Source organism: Phenylobacterium sp. (genome assembly GCF_004799515.1).
Lineage (GTDB): Bacteria > Pseudomonadota > Alphaproteobacteria > Caulobacterales > Caulobacteraceae > Phenylobacterium.
The window spans coordinates 181,039-197,702 of the sequence record NZ_SSMX01000047.1; the positions used below are offsets into that span (position 1 = coordinate 181,039).

The window sequence follows — 16,664 nt, forward strand, 5'->3', positions numbered from 1 at the left end:
CCGGCCCAGGCGCCGGACGCTACTTCGCCGCCACCGCGGTCGTCGCTGGCAGGGGCTCGCCCTTGCCCTGGGAGATCAGGAAGGCGCGCACGTCCTCGACGTCCTTGGCCGACAGGAACCTGGCGAAGCTGACCATGCCGTTGTGGGCGCGCACCCCCTGCATGACGACGGAGTTGAAGTCGTCGGGCGTGGTGATCATCGGCGAGCGCTTCAGGTCCGGCAGCCAGGAGCCCGTGGCGTTGGTCCCGTGGCAGACGCCGCAGTTGTCGTTGAAGACTACATAGCCGTGCGCCTTGTCGCCCGTCGTCGTGACCTGGCTGAGGTCGATGGTGGGCTGGGCCGGCAGGATGAAGTCCTTGGCCTTCGCCGTGCCGCCGATCTTGAACACCAGCAGCCGCCCGGGCAGGCGCGGCCGGGTAGGCATGTAGGCCGGCGCGGAGATCTGGCCGCCGCCGCCCGCGCCCACCATCAGCGCCACATATTGCTCGCCGTTCAGCTCATAGGTCATGGGCGCGGCGATCACCCCGTTGCCGGTCTGGTAGGACCAGAGCTGTTTCCCGCTGGCGGCGTCGTAGGCGTAGAACTGGCCCTCGGCCGCGCCCTGGAAGACCAGGCCGCCGCCGGTCGACAGCACCCCGGCGTTCCAGAAGTAGGGATGCTCGACGCTCCAGACCGCCTTCTGGGCCACCGGGTCCCAGGCGATCAGATAGCCCTTGTAGGAGGCGGCCGCGGCCTTGGCCTGATCGGCCGTCATCGGGCCGGCGTTGGCCAGGGTGTTGATCCCCAGGTTCCAGGCCCCGGCCTTGTAGCCGAAGGTCTTGGCGCCCTGGTAGGCGAAGGGGTCCGACTGGGCCGGGATGTAGACCAGGCCGGTCTTCGGGCTGAACGACATGGGATGCCAGTTGTGGCCGCCCAGCGGACCGGGCTGCTGCAGGTCGACGCTGCCGTTCTTGTAGCGCGCCTCGGGGTTCTCGACGGGCCGGCCGGTGGCGATGTCGATGCTCTTGGCCCAGGTCACCGGCACATAGTTCTTGGCCGACAGCAGCTTCCCGTTGGTGCGGTCCAGGACGTAGAAGAAGCCGTTCTTCGGCGCCTGCATCAGCACCTTCCTGACCTGGCCGTCGATCTTGAGGTCGGCCAGGATCATCGGCTGCACGGCCGAATAGTCCCAGCTTTCGCCGGGGTTCACCTGGTAGTGCCAGACGTAGTCGCCGGTGTCGGCGTTGATCGCCACGATCGACGACAGGAAGAGGTTGTCGCCCTTGCCGCCGGACCGGTCTTCCTGGTTCCAGGGCGTGCCGTTGTCGACGCCGAAGTAGATCAGGTTGAGTGCGGGATCGTAGACGATGGCGTCCCAGACCGTGCCGCCGCCGCCCACCGTCTTCCACTGGCCGTCGGGCCAGGTGGCCATGGCCTTTTCCTTCAGCGGCTTGTCGGAGGGTTCGCCGTCCGGCGTCCCGGTGGCGTTGGGCAGGGTGTAGAAGCGCCAGAGCTTCTTGCCGGTGGCGGCGTCGTAGGCGGCCAGGAAACCGCGCACGCCGTACTCGGCGCCGGACTCGCCGATCAGCACCTTGTCCTTCACCACCCGCGGCGCCTGGGTGATGGTGAAGGGTTGCTTGGGATCGCCGACCTGGGCCTGCCAGAGGACGTGACCGTCCTTGGCGTCGAGCGCGATCAGCCGCGCGTCCATGGTGCCGACGTAGACGCGGCCCTTCCAGATGGCGACGCCGCGGTTGACCACGTCGCAGCAGGCGTCGAAGCCCTTGGCCCCATCGATCTTGGGATCGAAGGACCAGAGCTGCTTGCCGGTGGCGGCGTCGAAGGCGAACACCTTGGACCAGGCGGTGGTGGTGTAGAGTACGCCGTCGACCATCAGGGGCGTCGCCTCCTGACCGCGGTCGGTGTCGAACTGGGCGTACCAGGCCAGGCCGAGCTGGCCGACGTTGCCGGTGTTGACCTTGTCCAGCGGCGAGAAGCGCTGCTCGGAGTAGCCCTTGCCGTAGGACAGCCACTCGGTGTTGGTCGGGGCGTCCGCCGCCGCGATCCGGGCCCCGTCGACGTTGGCGACGGGCTTGCCGCAGGCCGCCACGGCCGCGGCCAGCGCAACGGCCAGCGCGAGCTTGATGATCCTCATGAACGCCTCTCCCGAATGGCCGTAACCTCGGCCTTGGGAGGAACTATGCGCGGACTGCGGCCGCGGGCAAGCGGCGCACGCCGCCGGGCTAGCGCTTCTGGTTCGTGCTGAGCGAGATCACCTCGGGCGGCTTCGCTTTCGGCTGCTTCGGCTTGCGGACTTCCTTGTTGGACTTCTTCTGACCCTTGGCCATGTCGGACTCCTGATCAGCGGGTGCTGCGGCGATCGTTGAGCACCGGCGTGCGCGGCGCGCTGGCCGGCTTGCCGGAAGAGCGCGGATCGCTGAGGTCGCGCCGGTTCGGGGTCATCGTGCCTTGGTAGGTTTTCATGGCCGTCCTGCCTCTTGAGGCGGCGGGCCGACGCGAACGCGTGACCGGGCCGCGCGTCTGGGTTGGCGGCTATTTAGCACGCGGCCGGTCGCGCCGGGGGCTTTCTTTCAGGCGTCCGCCAACCGCGCGGCGATCATGTCGGCGGCGCGGTCGAGGTCGGCAGGGGCGATCTCGCCCAGGTCGATGACCCCCAGGCTGGCGCGCGTCTCGCCGCGGCTGGAGCGGCGGTAGGCCGGGTCGTAGTGCAGCTCCATCAGCGCCAGCGCCAGCGCCTCGAAGGCGCCGGCGTCGGCAAGCTGGCCCCAGGCCTCCAGCCGCTTGCGTCCGGGCGGCGTCGGCAGGCGTCGCAGAGCCTCGTCGAGTGCGGGGCGGTCGCGGGAGATGTCGCTGTAGGTCCGCGCCAGGTAGCGCGCCCGGGCCTGCGGCGAGGCCGTGAGTTCGAAGCGGCCCGCCCTGGTCATGGCCTGCCAGAGCGCCGGCGGGGTCATCCGCTCGCCGATCTTGCTGGACTCCGCCTCGACGACCACGGGCCGCGCCGGATCGAGGCCATCGAGGATGGCCAGCAGACGGGATTCGAACAGCTTCTGCGGCGGCTGCGGCTGGCCGGCCAGCGCCCCGAACAGCGAGCCGCGATGGGCGGCCAGGCCCTCCAGGTCCACCACCTGCACGCCGCGCTCGGCCAGCCGGACCAGCACCTCGGTCTTGCCGGTGCCTGTCCCGCCGTCGATCAGCACGAGACGCAGCGGCAGCGCACCGTCATAGAGCCGCGCGGTGACGTGCCGCCGCCAGGTCTTGTAGCCGCCGGCCAGCAGGCCCGTTCGCCAGCCGACTTGCGACAGGATCGTCGCCATGGCGTTCGACCGCTGGCCCCCGCGCCAGCAGTAGACCAGCGGCCGGAACGAACCCTGCCGGTCGGCGAGCGCGGTCTCCAGGTGCCTGGCCACGTTGCGGGCGATGTAGGCCGCGCCGATCCGCCGGGCGCGGAAGCGGCTCTCCTGCACATAGATGGTCCCGACCTCGGCCCGCTCGGCGTCGGTGAGCACCGGCAGGTTCACCGCGCCCGGCGCGTGGTCCTCCGCGAACTCGCCCGGGCTGCGAACGTCGATCACCGCATCGAAGACCGCGAGGCTCTTCAGATCGGCCGTCTCAAGGATCTCGATGCCGGACAGGGAAATCGCCTTCGGTTCGGAACGTGGGCCGCGCTATCCTGCAGCCTATGACAGCCACGACGACCGAAGCCACCCTCGCCGTCCAACCCGTCCGCCTCACCGCCCTGGCCCACGGCGGCGGCTGCGGCTGCAAGCTGGCCCCGGCGGTGTTGCAGGACATCCTCCAGGGCATGCCGGCGACCGCGGCCTTCGCCAACCTGATGGTGGGGACCGACACCGCCGACGACGCGGCGGTCTGGCGGCTGAACGACAGCCAGGCCCTGGTGGCGACCACCGACTTCTTCATGCCCGTCGTGGACGATCCCTTCGACTTCGGGCGGATCGCGGCGACCAATGCGCTCAGCGACGTCTACGCCATGGGCGGGACGCCGATCCTGGCGCTGGCCCTGGTCGGCATGCCGGTGGACAAGCTGCCGCCGGCGACCATCCGCGCGATCCTGGAGGGCGGCGCCTCGGTCTGCGCGGCGGCGGGGATCCCGGTGGCCGGCGGCCACTCCATCGACAGCGTCGAGCCGATCTACGGCCTGGTGGCGCTGGGCCTGGTGCATCCCGACAAGGTGCTGACCAACCGCACGGCGCGCGAGGGCGACGTGCTGATCCTGACCAAGGCGCTGGGCGTCGGCGTGTTGAGCGCGGCCTTCAAGCAGGAACGGCTGGACGCGGCGGGCTACGCCGCCCTGATCGCCTCGACCACCCAGCTGAACCGCGTCGGCGCGGAGCTGGCCGGGATCGACGGTGTCCATGCCGTCACCGACGTCACCGGCTTCGGCCTGCTGGGCCACGCGCTGGAGCTCTGCCGCGGCGCGGGCCTGGGCGCCGAGCTCATCGCCGCGCCGCCCCTGCTGGCGGGCGTCGAGGGCTTGGCGGAGGCAGGGGTGCGCACCGGCGCCTCGGGCCGCAACTGGGCGAGCTATGGCGCCGATGTCGAGCTGGCGGACGGCCTGGCCGACTGGACGCGTGACCTGCTCACCGATCCCCAGACCAGCGGCGGCCTGCTGATCGCCGCGGCGCCCGAGGCCGCCGAGACGGTGCTGGGCCTCGTCCGCGACCAGGGCTTCAGCGCGGCGGCCGCGGTGGGCCGGATGACGGCGGGACCGGCGCGGGTGCGGGTGGCCTGAGCGCCGCGTCCAGCCAGCCGGGGACCAGCATCCGCGCGCCGCTGGCGCTCAGGTGGTCGTCGTCGAAGTAGATCAGCCGATGCTTCAGGACGGTGAGGCAGCTCGTCTGTGTGCAGAGCCGGCGCGACGGATAGAACACCTTCACATCCGGCCAAGCCGCCAGGGCCGTCGCGATCTGCGCCTCCGCCGGCCGGGCGCGGGCCAGAGGCAGGGTGGCCGGCGCATCCCAGCACGGCCATTCCGAGCGCCCCAGATGGCGCGCCATGGCCACGCAGTAGGAGGGTGAGAAGGTGAGTTCCGGGACCGGACCCAGCACGAGGACCTGCGCCCTTGTCCCGCTGGCGGCGATGGCGGCCAAGGTCCGAGCCAGGGCCTCATCGAGGGGATAGACCCGATCGCCGGGCGCGGCGGCGTCCAGCATGCTGTGCGGCGGATTGCCGGTGTCGTAGTAGGGCTTGTCGCCGTCGTAGAGCGGCCAGCGCGCCGCCAGCACGATGAGCTTCAGCTTCGGATCGGCGGCGATCTCGTTCATCACCAAGCGGGTGGAGGCCCGGCATCCCCTTATCTCGCCGGTCTTCGGCTGCATGGACCGTGCGCCCACCAGCGGTGGGCAGCCGCCCTCAGTCGCCTCGCGCACGCTCCAGCCGCGGGCCTTCGCCCAGTCCACCACCCCCGGGACCACCGCGTCGGCGTGGGAGTCGCCCCAGACCAGCACGTCGTAGCCCTTGGCGCCGGCCGCCGCGCCATAGCGGCAGCCGTCAGCCTGAACCGGCTTGCCGTTCACGAAGCACTCGAGCCGGCGCGGGTTGATGTCGGTCTCCTCGATGTCGGCGGCCTGGCGCGCCGCAGGCGAGAACCTCTGCGGCAGGCCATGGGTCAGGAACAGCGCCGCGCCCAACGCCACGAAAACGAGCAGCGGCGAAAGGGTCAGCGCCAGCGTTCTGCCCGGCCGCGGCGGCGCGGGGCGACGGCGCCACGGCTGCTCCACGAACCGCCAGCTGGCCGCCGCCAGGACCGCGCTCAAGGCCAACACGCCAGCGATCTCCAGCGGCTTCAGGTCGCGCTGCGCGTACTCACGGGCGAAGATCAGCGCCGGCCAGTGCCAGAGGTAGAGGGAATAGGAGATGAGCCCGACGCCCACGGCCGGCGGGCTTCTCAGAGCCGCGCTCGCGACCGGATCGCGGCCGATCCCGCTCCACAGCACGAGCGCCGCGCCCAGGCAGGCGGGAACCGCCGCAAGGCCTGGAAATGGCGTGGCTTCGTTCAGCAACGCCATAGACCCGACGAGCATCGCCAAGCCGATCCCGGCCGCGGCGTTGGCCGCCAGGGCGCCGCGCGGTCCGCCTGTGGCGCCGAGGGCCAGGATCCCGCCGGCCAGGAACTCCCAGGCCCTCGGCGGCAGGAGGAAGAAGGACCAGACCGCGCCGTCGTGGCTCACCAGCCACTGTGCGCCGGCGAGCGAGAGGATCGCCAGCCCAGCCGCCACGGCGAAACGCCAGCGGCGAAGCGCCGCCAGCGACAGGAAGGCCAACAACAGCGGCCAGAGCAGGTAGAACTGTTCCTCGACGCCGAGGGACCAGAGGTGCAGCAGCGGGTTCTGCTGCACCGCGGGCGTGAAATAGCCGAAGCTGATCGTGAAGCCGAGGTTGGTCAGGAACAGGCCGGCGGCAGCCAGGGCGGCGCCGACCCAAGTCAGGCGCAGCGGCAGCAGCAGCCAGAGCGAGAGCCCCGCGATCGCCGTCAACACCACCAGATAGGCGGGCACGATCCGCCGGGCCCGCCGCAGATAGAACCTCAGATAGGAGAACCGGCCCTCGTCCCGCGCCCGGACGATGATCCCGATGATCAGGAACCCGGAGATCACGAAGAAGACGTCGACGCCGACGAAGCCGCCCGGGACCCACTTCGGGAAGCCGTGGTAGATCACGATGGCCAGCACCGCGAGCGCGCGCAGGCCGTCGATGTCGCGCCGATGTCGCGCCTCGCCGGGCATCGCCGCCGTCCCGTCCGTGGTCATCCCGCCCTCGACATTACGCTTGTAATTCCAATGAGGAGAGCCGTGTGCAAGCTCGGCTGTCAATCTCGCGGATCGGTGACTTGACGAGAAAATTTACGGATGTAACGTTCGGGAGAATTCACGGACGTAAGAGCATGGCCAAGATATCCGCTGCCGAAAGCCAGGTGATGGAGGCGGTGTGGAGCCGAGGCCCGCTCGCCGCCGACGAGATCGTCGCCGAGGTCGGTCAGCCGCAGGGCTGGGGCGAGGCCACGGTGAAGACCCTGATCAACCGCCTCCTGAAGAAGAAGGCCCTGCTGTCGGAACGCAGCGAGGGCCGCACCCGCTACCGCGCCCTGGTCAGCCGCGAGGACTATGTGCAGGGCGAAAGCCAGGGCCTGCTGGACCGCCTGTTCGGCGGCGAGCTCGCGCCGCTGGTCGCCCACTACGCCAAGCACCGCAACCTGTCGGCCCAGGAGGTCGCGCGCCTGAAGCGCCTGATCGCGGAGCTCGACGATGGCGAATGATGTGCTGGCGGGTCTGCTCCACCTGAACCTCGCCGCCGCCGCGGCGGTGCTGGCGGTGCTGGCGCTTCGGCCCCTGGCGCGCCGTCCGTTCGGCGCGGAGCTGACCTATGGCCTGTGGGCCTGCGTGCCGATGGCCGCGCTGGCCACCCTGGTTCCCGCCGCGGCGGCCACTCGCATCGTCCCGCCGGGTGTTGGGCCGCATTTCGACCCGGTCTACCTGGCGTCCCGGACGCTGGCCGAGGCGCCGGCGGCCCTCCTGATCGGGGTCTGGCTTGTGGGCGCGGCGGCCTGGCCATCGGCCTGGCGGCGGGCCAGCTCAGGTTCCTCGACCTGGCGCGCCAGGGCCTGGCGGGGCCGGCGGTGGCCGGGGTGATCGCCCCGCGCATCGTCATGCCCGCCGACGCCGACCGCCTCTATAGCGACGACGAGCGCGCCCTGATCCGCGCCCACGAGCGCACCCACATCCTGCGCGGCGACCCACGCGCCAACGCTCTGATCGCGATCGCCCAATGCCTGTGCTGGTTCAACCCGCTGGTCCACATGGCCGCGCATCAGGCGCGGCTGGACCAGGAACTGGCCTGCGACGCCACGGTGCTTCGCCACCGCGCCGGCCAGAAGCGCCGCTACGCCGAAACCCTGCTGAAGACCCAGCTCGGCGCGGTCGCCGCCCCGTTCGGCTGCCACTGGCTGGCCGGTTCGGCGGCGCACCCGCTGGAGCTGCGGATCGCGGCCCTGCGCCAGCCGATGCCCACCTTCCAGCGCCGCGACCTGGGGGCGCTCGCCCTGGCGGCCCTGGTCGCGCTGTCGGCCTTCGTCGCCTGGAAGGCCCAGCCGATGGCCGAAGCGCAGGGCATGCCGCCGATCGTCGTCGCCGTTCCCAATCCCGCGCCGCACGTCCAGCTGAGCATCGTGCGCTGGTCGCACTACTACGCCGCGCGCCGCTAGACGCCTTTCGCAGACCCAAGGACGACCGCATGACCGGACCCGCCGCCGGCGGCTGGCGCTTGGCCGCCGCCAGCCTGCTCCTCTCGGGCCTCGCCGCCTGCGGCGGGCCCGACGCCGCCGAGCGGCTGCTGGCGCGCCAACAGGCCGTCGACCCGCCGCACCTCTGGCGCATCGAGGTGGTCCGCCCCGACGGCGCGCCGGGGGCTTCGACCTATATCTGCGCCGACAGCAGCCTCGCCCAGATCTTCACGCGCACCCGCGCCGAGATCAACGGCGCGCCCTGCCTGGACGTGGGCGGCCCGGCGGCGACGCCGGACGGATGGTCGCTGCGCTGCCAGGTCGACGGGCGGCTGTTCTCGGTGGGCTCGGCGATGCACGGCGACCGGACCCGCGACTTCCGGCTCGACTTCGCCCTCGTGGCCCTCGACCGCGAGGTGGAGCCCGTCAAACAGTCGCAGCATTTCCAGCGCCTGGGGCCCTGCCCCGCCGGCTGGGGGATCGGCGACCAGGCGCGGCCGGGCCGCAGGCCCCAATCCTAAGGGGCCGACCCTAGGGCTTCAGGCCGAGGGTGCGGCCCGGCATGCCGGCGGCGTCGAAATAGGTCTCGCCGCCGGCCTCCTGGATATTGAGCACGGTGACGAAGCCGTTGGCGGCGGGCTCGGAGCGCAGGGTCGCCGGGCGGACCTCGGGAACCGCCGCGCCCTCGGTCAGCGCCTCGCCCATCACCCGGCCGCGCAGGTGGCCGTTGTCGGAGAGCTGGACCCCGATGATGTGGGCCAGGGTATTGGCCCAGTCGGCGTTGGAGACCGGCGCGGGATCCACGAAGCGGGTTTTGAAGTCCGGGCCGATGGCGGCCATGAAGTTGTGGGTGTCCTGACGGCCGAAGGAGCCGTGGATGCCCTGGCCCTGCTGCTGGCCGCTGTCGGCGATCTCGACCCCGCACATCTCCGGGTCGGCGCAACCCGTGGACCAGCTCTTGAACGAGACCATGATCGAGGGCTGCGGCGTGCGCGCCGAGCCGATCAGGCCGATCCGGCTCATCGGCAGGCTGCCCGGGATCGCGCCCAGGGCGTCGTTGACGAAGATCGCGCCGACGTAGTCCTGGCGGGTCAGGAAGGCGACCACCTTGGGCGCCAGCGCCTTGGCGCCGGGACCGGGCAGGTAAAGCAGGTCCGAGCCGCCGTTGGGGGCGATGGCGACCTCAGGATGCTTGGGATCGGCGCCCAGCAGCGAGCCGTGCTTGGGATAGAAGCCCTGCTCCGGATGCACGATGTCGCCGGTGGCGTCGCGCAGCGGCAGCTTCAGGCCGATGGACATGTCGATGTCCAGGAAGCCCTGCGGCAGGAAGCCCGGCTGCACGTCGCGATAGCGGAACTTCGCCGCCGGGCTGGCCGGGCTCTGCCGCGACATGGTGGAGAAGCCGTGGTCGGCGGTGACGATCACGTCGGTGTTGTCGTCGAGGCCCAGGGCCTTCAGCGCGTCGCGCAGGGCCTGCAGGTCGTTGGAGGCGTTGCGGATCGCGGCCTTGGAGGTCGGGCCGTTGATGCCAGGCTCCAGCGCGTTCAGGCTGTCGCCCTGGCCGTGCTGGGTGCCGTCGGGGTCGCGCGACCAGAAGACCAGGACGAAGGGTTTGCCCTCGGCCTTGAACCGCGGCAGCAGCACCTTGGTGGCCACGCCAGCGAACCAGTTCTGCTGGTCGACATTGGCCACCAGCGTTCCGGCCATGTTGTAGGCCCCGCCGCCGCCGTTCAGGCCGCGGTCCGGCGGCAGGGGCTCGAGGCCCGCGGCCTTGATCGCCGCCGCGATCTCCGCGCGCAACGGAATGCCGTGGCCGCCGTCGCGGCCGCCGGTGTCGTCGTCCAGCTCGATGGTCCCCAGGCCGTCGCGGGAGGTCACATCCTGGATGGCGGTCGGGCCGTGCTTGCCGAGGGCGGCGGTGGCGTACCCCTTGGCCCGGGCGGCGGCCAGGAGCGTGGTCTCGCCCAGGTAGTCGCCGCCGAACCGCTGGTTCATCACCGCCTGGGCGTCGTCGTCCTCGATGCCGGCGATGGAGGCGCCGAAGGGCGGCGGCAGAGGCTCGCCCACGAAGATGGTGTTGCCGAAGTCGCCGGTGTCGCCCAGCAGATGGCCGGTGGCGATGGCCGAGGAATTGGGCGTGGTCACCGTCGGATAGAGCGAGTGGCTGTTGGCGAAATCGACGCCCTCGGACCGCACGGCGGCCAGGGCGGGCGCCACCTCCGGCGTCACGCTGTGCGAGCGCAGGCCGTCGGCCACAAAGATGATGAGATTGCGCGGCGCGGCGGCGGCGGGAAACCCGCACAAAAACGCCGCGGCCATCGCGCCCGCGGCGGCGAATTTCAGGATTTGCATGCCGCCAACATGGCGATGCTTCGTGACAACACAGTTTCAACATGCCGCAGGCGGCGGCGACAAGCCATGGATTGGGTTCCCGGCCCTAGCTGTGCTATAGGTTAATCTGGGGTTAAGATTAGGGCATGGGGTTGGGCATGCGCGTCATCAGCATGACGGCGGTTCTCGGCGTGAGCGTCGCGTTGATCGCGGCGCCGGCGTTGGCGCAGAACAGCACGGGCGGCGGCAATAGCCTTAGCAACGCAGCCGCGGGACTGGGCCTGGTGGGATCCGACGTGCCGGCGTTGCTGGTGCAGGTGAAAGCCGATCCGTACAAGGCGCCCGCCGCGCCGGCCTGCGACACCATCCCCGCCGAGATCCTGCAGCTCAGCAACCTCATCGGCCCTGATCTCGACTCCGGCGTCACCCAACCGGGGGAGACCATGGCCCACCGGGGCATGGAGGCGGCCAAGGGCCTCGTCCCCTACAGCGGCGTGCTGCGCTTCGTCACCGGCGCCAGCAAGAAGGACAAGGACCTGCACGACGCCGTCGCCGCCGGCTACGCCCGGCGCGGCTTCCTGCGCGGCATGGAAGTCAATCTGAAGTGCGGCGTCACCCAGACGGAAGCGCAAGCCGCGGATTCACCCCCGGCCACGCCCGCCAAGAAGAGCCGCAAGGCGGCCAAGGGCGGCTGACGCGGCCTGTTCCGAGCGCCGAGCGCCCGTTCCGCGCCGGCCGGCCGGCCGTTAACGCCTGACTCAGCTCTCCGAAACTCGGCCTTTACTCCGAGCCTGTATCAATTCGTGACAACGGAGCCCGCGTCCATGAGGCGCTGGCCGGTCATGGTGGTGTCTTCAAATGGCTAAAACGGTCCTGGTCGTCGATGACGACCCGACGCAGCGGCGGCTGATCCAGGCGGTCCTCGAACGCGAGGGCCTCGCCGTGGCGCACGCCGAGAACGGCGATGCGGCCATCGCCCACCTGGCGTCCGGCGCGGCGACCGACATCATCCTGCTCGACATGGTCATGCCCGGGATGTCCGGCCAGGACACCCTGGTGGAGATGCGGGCCCGCGGCTTCTCCCAGCCGGTGATCGTGGTCACCGCCACCGGCGGCGTCGACACCATCGTCCAGGCCATGCAGGCCGGGGCCATGGACTTCTTCATCAAGCCCGCCGCGCCAGAGCGGATCATGGTCTCCATCGCCAATGCGCTGTCCATGGGCGCGCTGAAGGGCGAGGTCGACCGGCTGAAGAAGCACGCCTCGGGCCGCACCGGCTTCGGCGACCTGATCGGCGCTTCGCCGGCCATGGTGATGGTCAAGCGCCTGGGCGAGCGCGCCGCCAGGTCGGCCATCCCGATCCTGATCACCGGCGAAAGCGGCGTCGGCAAGGAAGTCATCGCCCGCGCCGTCCACGGCTCCTCCGAGCGCGCCGGCAAGCCCTTCGTCGCCGTCAACTGCGGCGCGATCCCCGAGAACCTCGTGGAATCGATCCTGTTCGGCCACGAGAAGGGCAGCTTCACCGGCGCCCACGAAAAGCACCTGGGCAAGTTCCAGGAGGCCAACGGCGGCACCCTGTTCCTCGACGAGGTCGGCGAGCTGCCCCTCGACGTCCAGGTCAAGCTGCTGCGCGCCCTGCAGGAGAGCGAGATCGACCCGGTGGGCGGCAAGCGGCCGATCAAGGTCGACGTGCGTATCGTCTCCGCCACCAACCGCGACTTGTCGCTGGCGGTGAAGGAAGGCCGCTTCCGCGAGGACCTCTACTACCGGCTGAACGTCTTCCCGATCGAGGCCCCGGCGCTTCGCGAACGCAAGGAAGACGTGCCGGCCCTGGTCGACGCCTTCGTCCGCCGCTTCAACGTCGAGGAAGGCAAGTCCGTGGTCGGCGCGACGAGCGAGACCATGGCCTATCTCTCCGCCTTCGACTGGCCCGGCAACGTCCGCCAGCTGGAGAACGCGGTCTATCGCGCCATCGTGCTGGCCGACGCGCCCTATCTGCAGCCCCACGACTTCCCGGCGATCAGCGGCGTGGCCCCGCCGGCCCCGGCCTTCGAGGCCGCCACGCCCGCCTTTGTTACGCCTGGCCTCGCCTCACCCGGCCTGCCGCCCACCGCCGCCCAGCTGATGGCCGGCGCGCCGCAGACCGTGCCCGTGCGCATCCTCGACGAGCGCGGCCACCTGCGCACGCTTGAGGAGATCGAGCGCGACCTGATCCAGCTCGCCATCGAAATCTACGCCGGCCACATGAGCGAGGTGGCCCGCCGGCTCGGCATCGGCCGCTCCACCCTCTACCGCAAGGTCCGCGAACAGGGGCTGGAGGACGTCATCCGCGGAACGGGCGACGAGACGATCGACGAGGCCGACGCCGCCTGACGTCTCCGAGACGCGACTGGATTCTGCCGCTTCCCCCGCGGAAATAACGCCGTAACATTGGCGCCGACCCTACGCGGTTCAATCCAGGGAGGCAGCCCACATGTGCGACGAGCATAACCGTCCGGACCTTTTCCAAATGAGCGACGTCTCGCGTCGGGCGTTCGGCCTGTCGGCTGCGGCCGCCGCCGCGCTGGCCGCGACCATGGCGCACGCCCAGGCGACGGTTGAGGAGAAGGACGTCAATGTGAAGACGCCCGACGGCATGGCCGACGCGGCGCTGTTCTATCCGAAGGGCAAGGGGACCTGGCCGGCGGTGCTGATCTGGACCGACATCGGCGGCCTGCGCCCGGTGTTCCGCGACATGGGCCGCCGCCTGGCCGCCCAGGGCTATGTGGTCCTGGTGCCCAACCCGTTCTACCGGGTGAAGAAGGCGCCGGTGGTCGACGGTCCGCTGGACTTCAACGATCCCGTCGCCCGCGCCAAGATCATGGACCCGGCCAACCGCAAGGGCATGGACGAGCCCGGCATCGACCGCGACGCGGTGGCCTATCTGGGCTTCCTCGACGCCCAGCCGCAGACCAACAAGAAGAAGAAGGCCGGCACCCAGGGCTATTGCATGGGCGGTCCCCTGGTCTACCGCACCGCCGCCATCCTGCCCGACCGCATCGGCGGGGCGGTCACCTGCCACGGCGGCGGCCTGGTCACCAAGGCCGACACCAGCCCGCACCTGCTCATCCCCAAGATGAAGGCCGAGGTCTATTCGGCGGTCGCCGCCAACGACGACCAGCGCTCGCCCACCGACAAGGACGTGCTGAAGAAGGCCTTCGCCGATGGCGGCAAGAAGGCCACCGTCCTGGTCTACGACGGCTGCAACCACGGCTGGTGCGTCAAGGACAATGGCGCGGTCTACAACGAGACCGGCGCCGAAAAAGCCTGGGCGGAACTGACCGCGCTCTACAAGCGCAACCTGGTCTAATCCGCGTCTCGCGAGTCCGGCGGCGCCGGACTCGCACTCAAGGGCGCGGTTCGGGAAGTATTTCCTCCCCGGTAATGCTGTTCTGTCGCATAAGAGATCGATAGTGCGACGCTGGCCAAGCGCCGGAGATCAAGTCAACCGAACAGATAGGGGTGCCCCGTGAGTAAGAGCGCAGTTTGCATGGCGGCCGTTTCGGCCGTCGCCCTGACAGCCGCCGCCTCGGGCGCGCAGGCCCAAAGCGCCACGAACGCCTCGTTGGCCGCGCCGGGGGTCTATTTCGGAACCGGCAACCCGAACGGCGCCTTCGCCACCGACACGGCGGGCGGCATCGAGATCGGGCTGCGGTCGAAGATCAGCGGCGTCCATCCGCAGATCACGCCGGTCGGCGACGTCTATTCGATCCCGCTCGGCGACACCTTCAACTTCGACTACTCGTTCAACCCCTCGGTGGGCGCTGGCGAGGTCGACGCCGACGGCCTGACCCAATCGATCACCGTCACCGACGCCTTCGGCTTTTCGGTGAGCTTCGACCCCTCGGCGATTGGCGACAACGCCACCAACGCCGGCGCGCCGGGCGGCTTCCAGAACAGCGAGAAGATCAGCTTCTCCTTCCTGGACCCGGCCTACAATCCGAACAAGAACGACACCTTCACCATCACCTACTCGGTGTTCGGCATCGACCACCCGAGCCTGTCGGTGGAGAACGTTGTGAACGTCGGCTCGGGCGCGCCGGAACCGGCGGCCTGGGCGCTGATGATCCTGGGCTTCGGCGGCGTCGGCGCGACCCTGCGCCGGAAGGTCCGCACCGCGGCCACCGCGGCCTGATCGGCCTGCGATCGACGTCGAGAGAGGGACCGCTCCCGGGCGGCCCCTTTTTCATGCGCCGATGCGGTGGCGGGCCAGGGCCTCGTAGTGCGGCCGCGCGGCCTCGGCGATGCGCGCCAGCGCGGCCGTAAGCGGCGGCGCGGGCGCGCGATCCGGCGCGGCGAAGCCTGTGGAGCGTTCGACCGCCTCGTACCAGGCCGGCGCCCAGACGCCGTCGCTGTCGCGCCGTCCCGCCGGCCACGCCAGCATCGCCTCGCGGAACGGGATCCCCAGCGCCGCGCAGAGCGCGCCCAGGGTCCCACGCGGATCGGCCAGGACGTCGGCGCCTTCCACCACCGGCGGCGCGTGGCCCAGCCGCTCAGCTTCGCGCTCGAACAGCTCGCGCTGGCGCACGGCGCCGATGTCCTCCAACGTCACCTCGGCGCGCTTCCTGACATAGGAGGCCAGCACCTCAGCCGGATCGCGGATCAGGAAGGCGTTGCGGCAGGCCGCTGTCCAGTCCAGGCCGAAGTCCGGCAGCATGTGGTGGGTCATGTGCTTCTGGTAGAAGACCGGCGCGGGTTCGTCGGTCACCAGAGCGTCAGCCACCGTCCGCCAGTCCTGCGGCTGCGAGGCCAGCACCTCGTCGGTCATCGGGTGGCTGAGGCCGGTTTGGGCCAAATAGGCGGCGTAGAACGGCTCGTCGACCACGGCGCAGTCGGCGCGGTTCTCGAAGGACCGCATCATGGCGGTCGAGATGTTGCGCGGCCCCGACCACATGGCGATGCGCACAGCGGTCATGCCGTGACGCCCGCTTCGGCGTCCTTCAGCGCCTCGTAGAACCCGCGCAGCCGCACCGTCACCGGCCCCGGCAGGGCGGCGGGCAGCACATGGCCGTCCACCTGCCGCACCGGGGTCAGCCCCCCGAAGGTGCCGGTGACGAAGGCCTCGTCGGCCGCGTGCAGGTCGCCCAGGGGGAAATGCCCCTGCTCGATCGGCACGCCGTTGGCCTCGCAGAGCGCGATGACATTGGCCCGCGTCACCCCGTTGAAGCAGAACTGGCCGCCCGAAGTGCGCACCTTGCCGTCGCGCACCCAGAACAGGTTGGTGGCGTTGCAGCTCGAGACGTGGCCGCCGGGATCCAGCATCACAGCCTCGTCCGCGCCGGCCTTGATCGCGTCCAGGAGGGCGGTGATCAGCGCCAGGCGCGAGTGCGAATTGAGCCGCATGTCGAACATCTCGGCGGGCGTGCAGACCACCTGCGAGGTGGCCAGCGACAGGCCGCGGGTGACGATCTCCGGCGACGGCTCCTTGTACTCGGCGGTGATCACGAGGGTGGGTTGGCCCAGCCAGTTGCGCGGGTCCTGGTTGACCGCCTTCTTCTCGCCGCGCGTCACCATCAGCCGCAGGTGCGCGCCATGCTCCATGCCATTGGCCGCCAGGGTCTTCTCGATCTCGGCGGTGAGCTCAGCGGGCGTCAGGCCGAGGTCGAGCTCGATCTTCGCCAGGCCCCAGTAGAGCCGGTCGAGGTGCGCCTGCAGGAACACCAGCTTGCCCTTGTGCAAGCGCAGGCCCTCCCAGACGCCGTCGCCCAGCACGAAGCCCGCGTCGAAGATCGACACCTTGGCCTCGGCGCGGCGCACCAGGTCGCCGTTGAGGTAGATCCTGAGGTCCGCGTTGCGCGGGTCGGCGGCGAAATCCTGGCTTCCGGGCATGGGCTTTCTTAGCCGCTCTCGTTTCGGCCGTCATGGCCGGGCTTGTCCCGGCCATGACGGACGGGGAAAACCGGGGGCGAACGCCAGCATCCTCCCAGGATGCTGTTGACCCTTAAGTCCATGGCTGATTGCGAGCTTGGGCGTCCGGGCAAGTCAAGGACGCGCCCTTGGCGCGCCGCGAAGCGGCTGGTCGGAGGCCAGTCCTTGAGTTGCCCGGACGCCCAAGCAA

17 protein-coding genes are annotated in these 16,664 nt (G+C 70.3%); 9 read left to right on the forward strand and 8 right to left on the reverse strand.

Annotated elements, in window-relative coordinates; genetic code table 11:
- Positions 1-19 precede the first annotated feature (19 nt).
- The 4 genes from E8A49_RS19400 to mnmH form a co-directional block, all read right to left on the reverse strand.
- A complete protein-coding gene (locus E8A49_RS19400; protein ID WP_293385503.1) occupies positions 20-2,134 on the reverse strand; it encodes a PQQ-dependent dehydrogenase, methanol/ethanol family in 2,115 nt (704 codons plus the stop codon).
- A gap of 88 nt (positions 2,135-2,222) precedes the next feature.
- Positions 2,223-2,327, reverse strand: a complete 105-nt coding sequence (locus E8A49_RS19405) for a hypothetical protein (RefSeq protein WP_293385506.1) — start codon at positions 2,325-2,327, stop codon at positions 2,223-2,225.
- Between the two features lie 13 nt (positions 2,328-2,340).
- On the reverse strand, positions 2,341-2,463 hold the full coding sequence (locus E8A49_RS19410; RefSeq protein ID WP_293385509.1) for a hypothetical protein: 123 nt from the start codon (positions 2,461-2,463) through the stop codon (positions 2,341-2,343).
- Between the two features lie 107 nt (positions 2,464-2,570).
- Positions 2,571-3,638 carry a tRNA 2-selenouridine(34) synthase MnmH gene (mnmH, locus tag E8A49_RS19415; protein WP_366928840.1) on the reverse strand — a complete coding sequence of 356 codons (1,068 nt, stop codon included), beginning with the start codon at positions 3,636-3,638 and terminating at the stop codon, positions 2,571-2,573.
- A 41-nt stretch (positions 3,639-3,679) separates the two neighbouring features.
- Here mnmH and selD point away from each other — a divergent pair, with 41 nt between their 5' ends.
- On the forward strand, positions 3,680-4,750 hold the full coding sequence (gene selD, locus E8A49_RS19420; RefSeq protein WP_293385512.1) for a selenide, water dikinase SelD: 1,071 nt from the start codon (positions 3,680-3,682) through the stop codon (positions 4,748-4,750).
- Here selD and E8A49_RS19425 read toward each other — a convergent pair.
- Positions 4,689-6,767 (reverse strand): acyltransferase family protein, encoded by a 2,079-nt coding sequence (locus tag E8A49_RS19425; protein ID WP_293385515.1) that lies wholly within the window; start codon positions 6,765-6,767, stop codon positions 4,689-4,691. The genes selD and E8A49_RS19425 overlap by 62 nt on opposite strands.
- Positions 6,768-6,901: 134 nt before the next feature.
- On the opposite strand from E8A49_RS19425, the gene E8A49_RS19430 reads away from it, so the two are divergent.
- The 4 genes from E8A49_RS19430 to E8A49_RS19445 are packed head-to-tail and all read left to right on the forward strand — an operon-like array spanning position 6,902 to position 8,757.
- Positions 6,902-7,273, forward strand: coding sequence for a BlaI/MecI/CopY family transcriptional regulator (locus tag E8A49_RS19430; RefSeq protein WP_293385518.1), 372 nt, complete (start codon positions 6,902-6,904; stop codon positions 7,271-7,273).
- A complete protein-coding gene (locus E8A49_RS19435) occupies positions 7,263-7,646 on the forward strand; it encodes a M56 family metallopeptidase (RefSeq protein WP_293385521.1) in 384 nt (127 codons plus the stop codon). The genes E8A49_RS19430 and E8A49_RS19435 overlap by 11 nt, the downstream gene beginning before the upstream one ends.
- Positions 7,634-8,218 (forward strand): M56 family metallopeptidase, encoded by a 585-nt coding sequence (locus E8A49_RS19440; protein ID WP_293385524.1) that lies wholly within the window; start codon positions 7,634-7,636, stop codon positions 8,216-8,218. Before E8A49_RS19435 ends, E8A49_RS19440 begins: the two co-directional genes overlap by 13 nt.
- Positions 8,219-8,247: 29 nt before the next feature.
- On the forward strand, positions 8,248-8,757 hold the full coding sequence (locus E8A49_RS19445; RefSeq protein ID WP_293385527.1) for a hypothetical protein: 510 nt from the start codon (positions 8,248-8,250) through the stop codon (positions 8,755-8,757).
- 10 nt (positions 8,758-8,767) lie between these two features.
- On the opposite strand, the gene E8A49_RS19450 is transcribed toward E8A49_RS19445, so the two are convergent.
- A complete protein-coding gene (locus E8A49_RS19450) occupies positions 8,768-10,588 on the reverse strand; it encodes an alkaline phosphatase family protein (protein ID WP_293385530.1) in 1,821 nt (606 codons plus the stop codon).
- 137 nt (positions 10,589-10,725) lie between these two features.
- On the opposite strand from E8A49_RS19450, the gene E8A49_RS19455 reads away from it, so the two are divergent.
- The 4 genes from E8A49_RS19455 (at position 10,726) to E8A49_RS19470 (ending at position 14,741) form a co-directional block, all read left to right on the forward strand.
- The gene (locus tag E8A49_RS19455) at positions 10,726-11,262 is read left to right on the forward strand and encodes a hypothetical protein (protein ID WP_293385533.1); all 537 of its coding nucleotides are present in this window, start codon (positions 10,726-10,728) and stop codon (positions 11,260-11,262) included.
- A 163-nt stretch (positions 11,263-11,425) separates the two neighbouring features.
- Complete coding sequence (locus E8A49_RS19460) at positions 11,426-12,940, forward strand: sigma-54 dependent transcriptional regulator (RefSeq protein ID WP_293385536.1); 1,515 nt, start codon at positions 11,426-11,428, stop codon at positions 12,938-12,940.
- A gap of 136 nt (positions 12,941-13,076) precedes the next feature.
- The gene (locus E8A49_RS19465; protein WP_366928838.1) at positions 13,077-13,916 is read left to right on the forward strand and encodes a dienelactone hydrolase family protein; all 840 of its coding nucleotides are present in this window, start codon (positions 13,077-13,079) and stop codon (positions 13,914-13,916) included.
- A gap of 180 nt (positions 13,917-14,096) precedes the next feature.
- Positions 14,097-14,741: a PEPxxWA-CTERM sorting domain-containing protein gene (locus tag E8A49_RS19470; protein WP_293385542.1), complete on the forward strand. Its 645-nt coding sequence runs from the start codon at positions 14,097-14,099 to the stop codon at positions 14,739-14,741.
- A gap of 51 nt (positions 14,742-14,792) precedes the next feature.
- Here E8A49_RS19470 and E8A49_RS19475 read toward each other — a convergent pair whose 3' ends face one another.
- Both E8A49_RS19475 and E8A49_RS19480 read right to left on the reverse strand, forming a co-directional pair.
- On the reverse strand, positions 14,793-15,521 hold the full coding sequence (locus E8A49_RS19475; RefSeq protein WP_293385545.1) for a hypothetical protein: 729 nt from the start codon (positions 15,519-15,521) through the stop codon (positions 14,793-14,795).
- Positions 15,518-16,435 (reverse strand): aminotransferase class IV, encoded by a 918-nt coding sequence (locus tag E8A49_RS19480; protein ID WP_293385548.1) that lies wholly within the window; start codon positions 16,433-16,435, stop codon positions 15,518-15,520. The genes E8A49_RS19475 and E8A49_RS19480 overlap by 4 nt, the downstream gene beginning before the upstream one ends.
- Positions 16,436-16,664 lie beyond the last annotated feature (229 nt).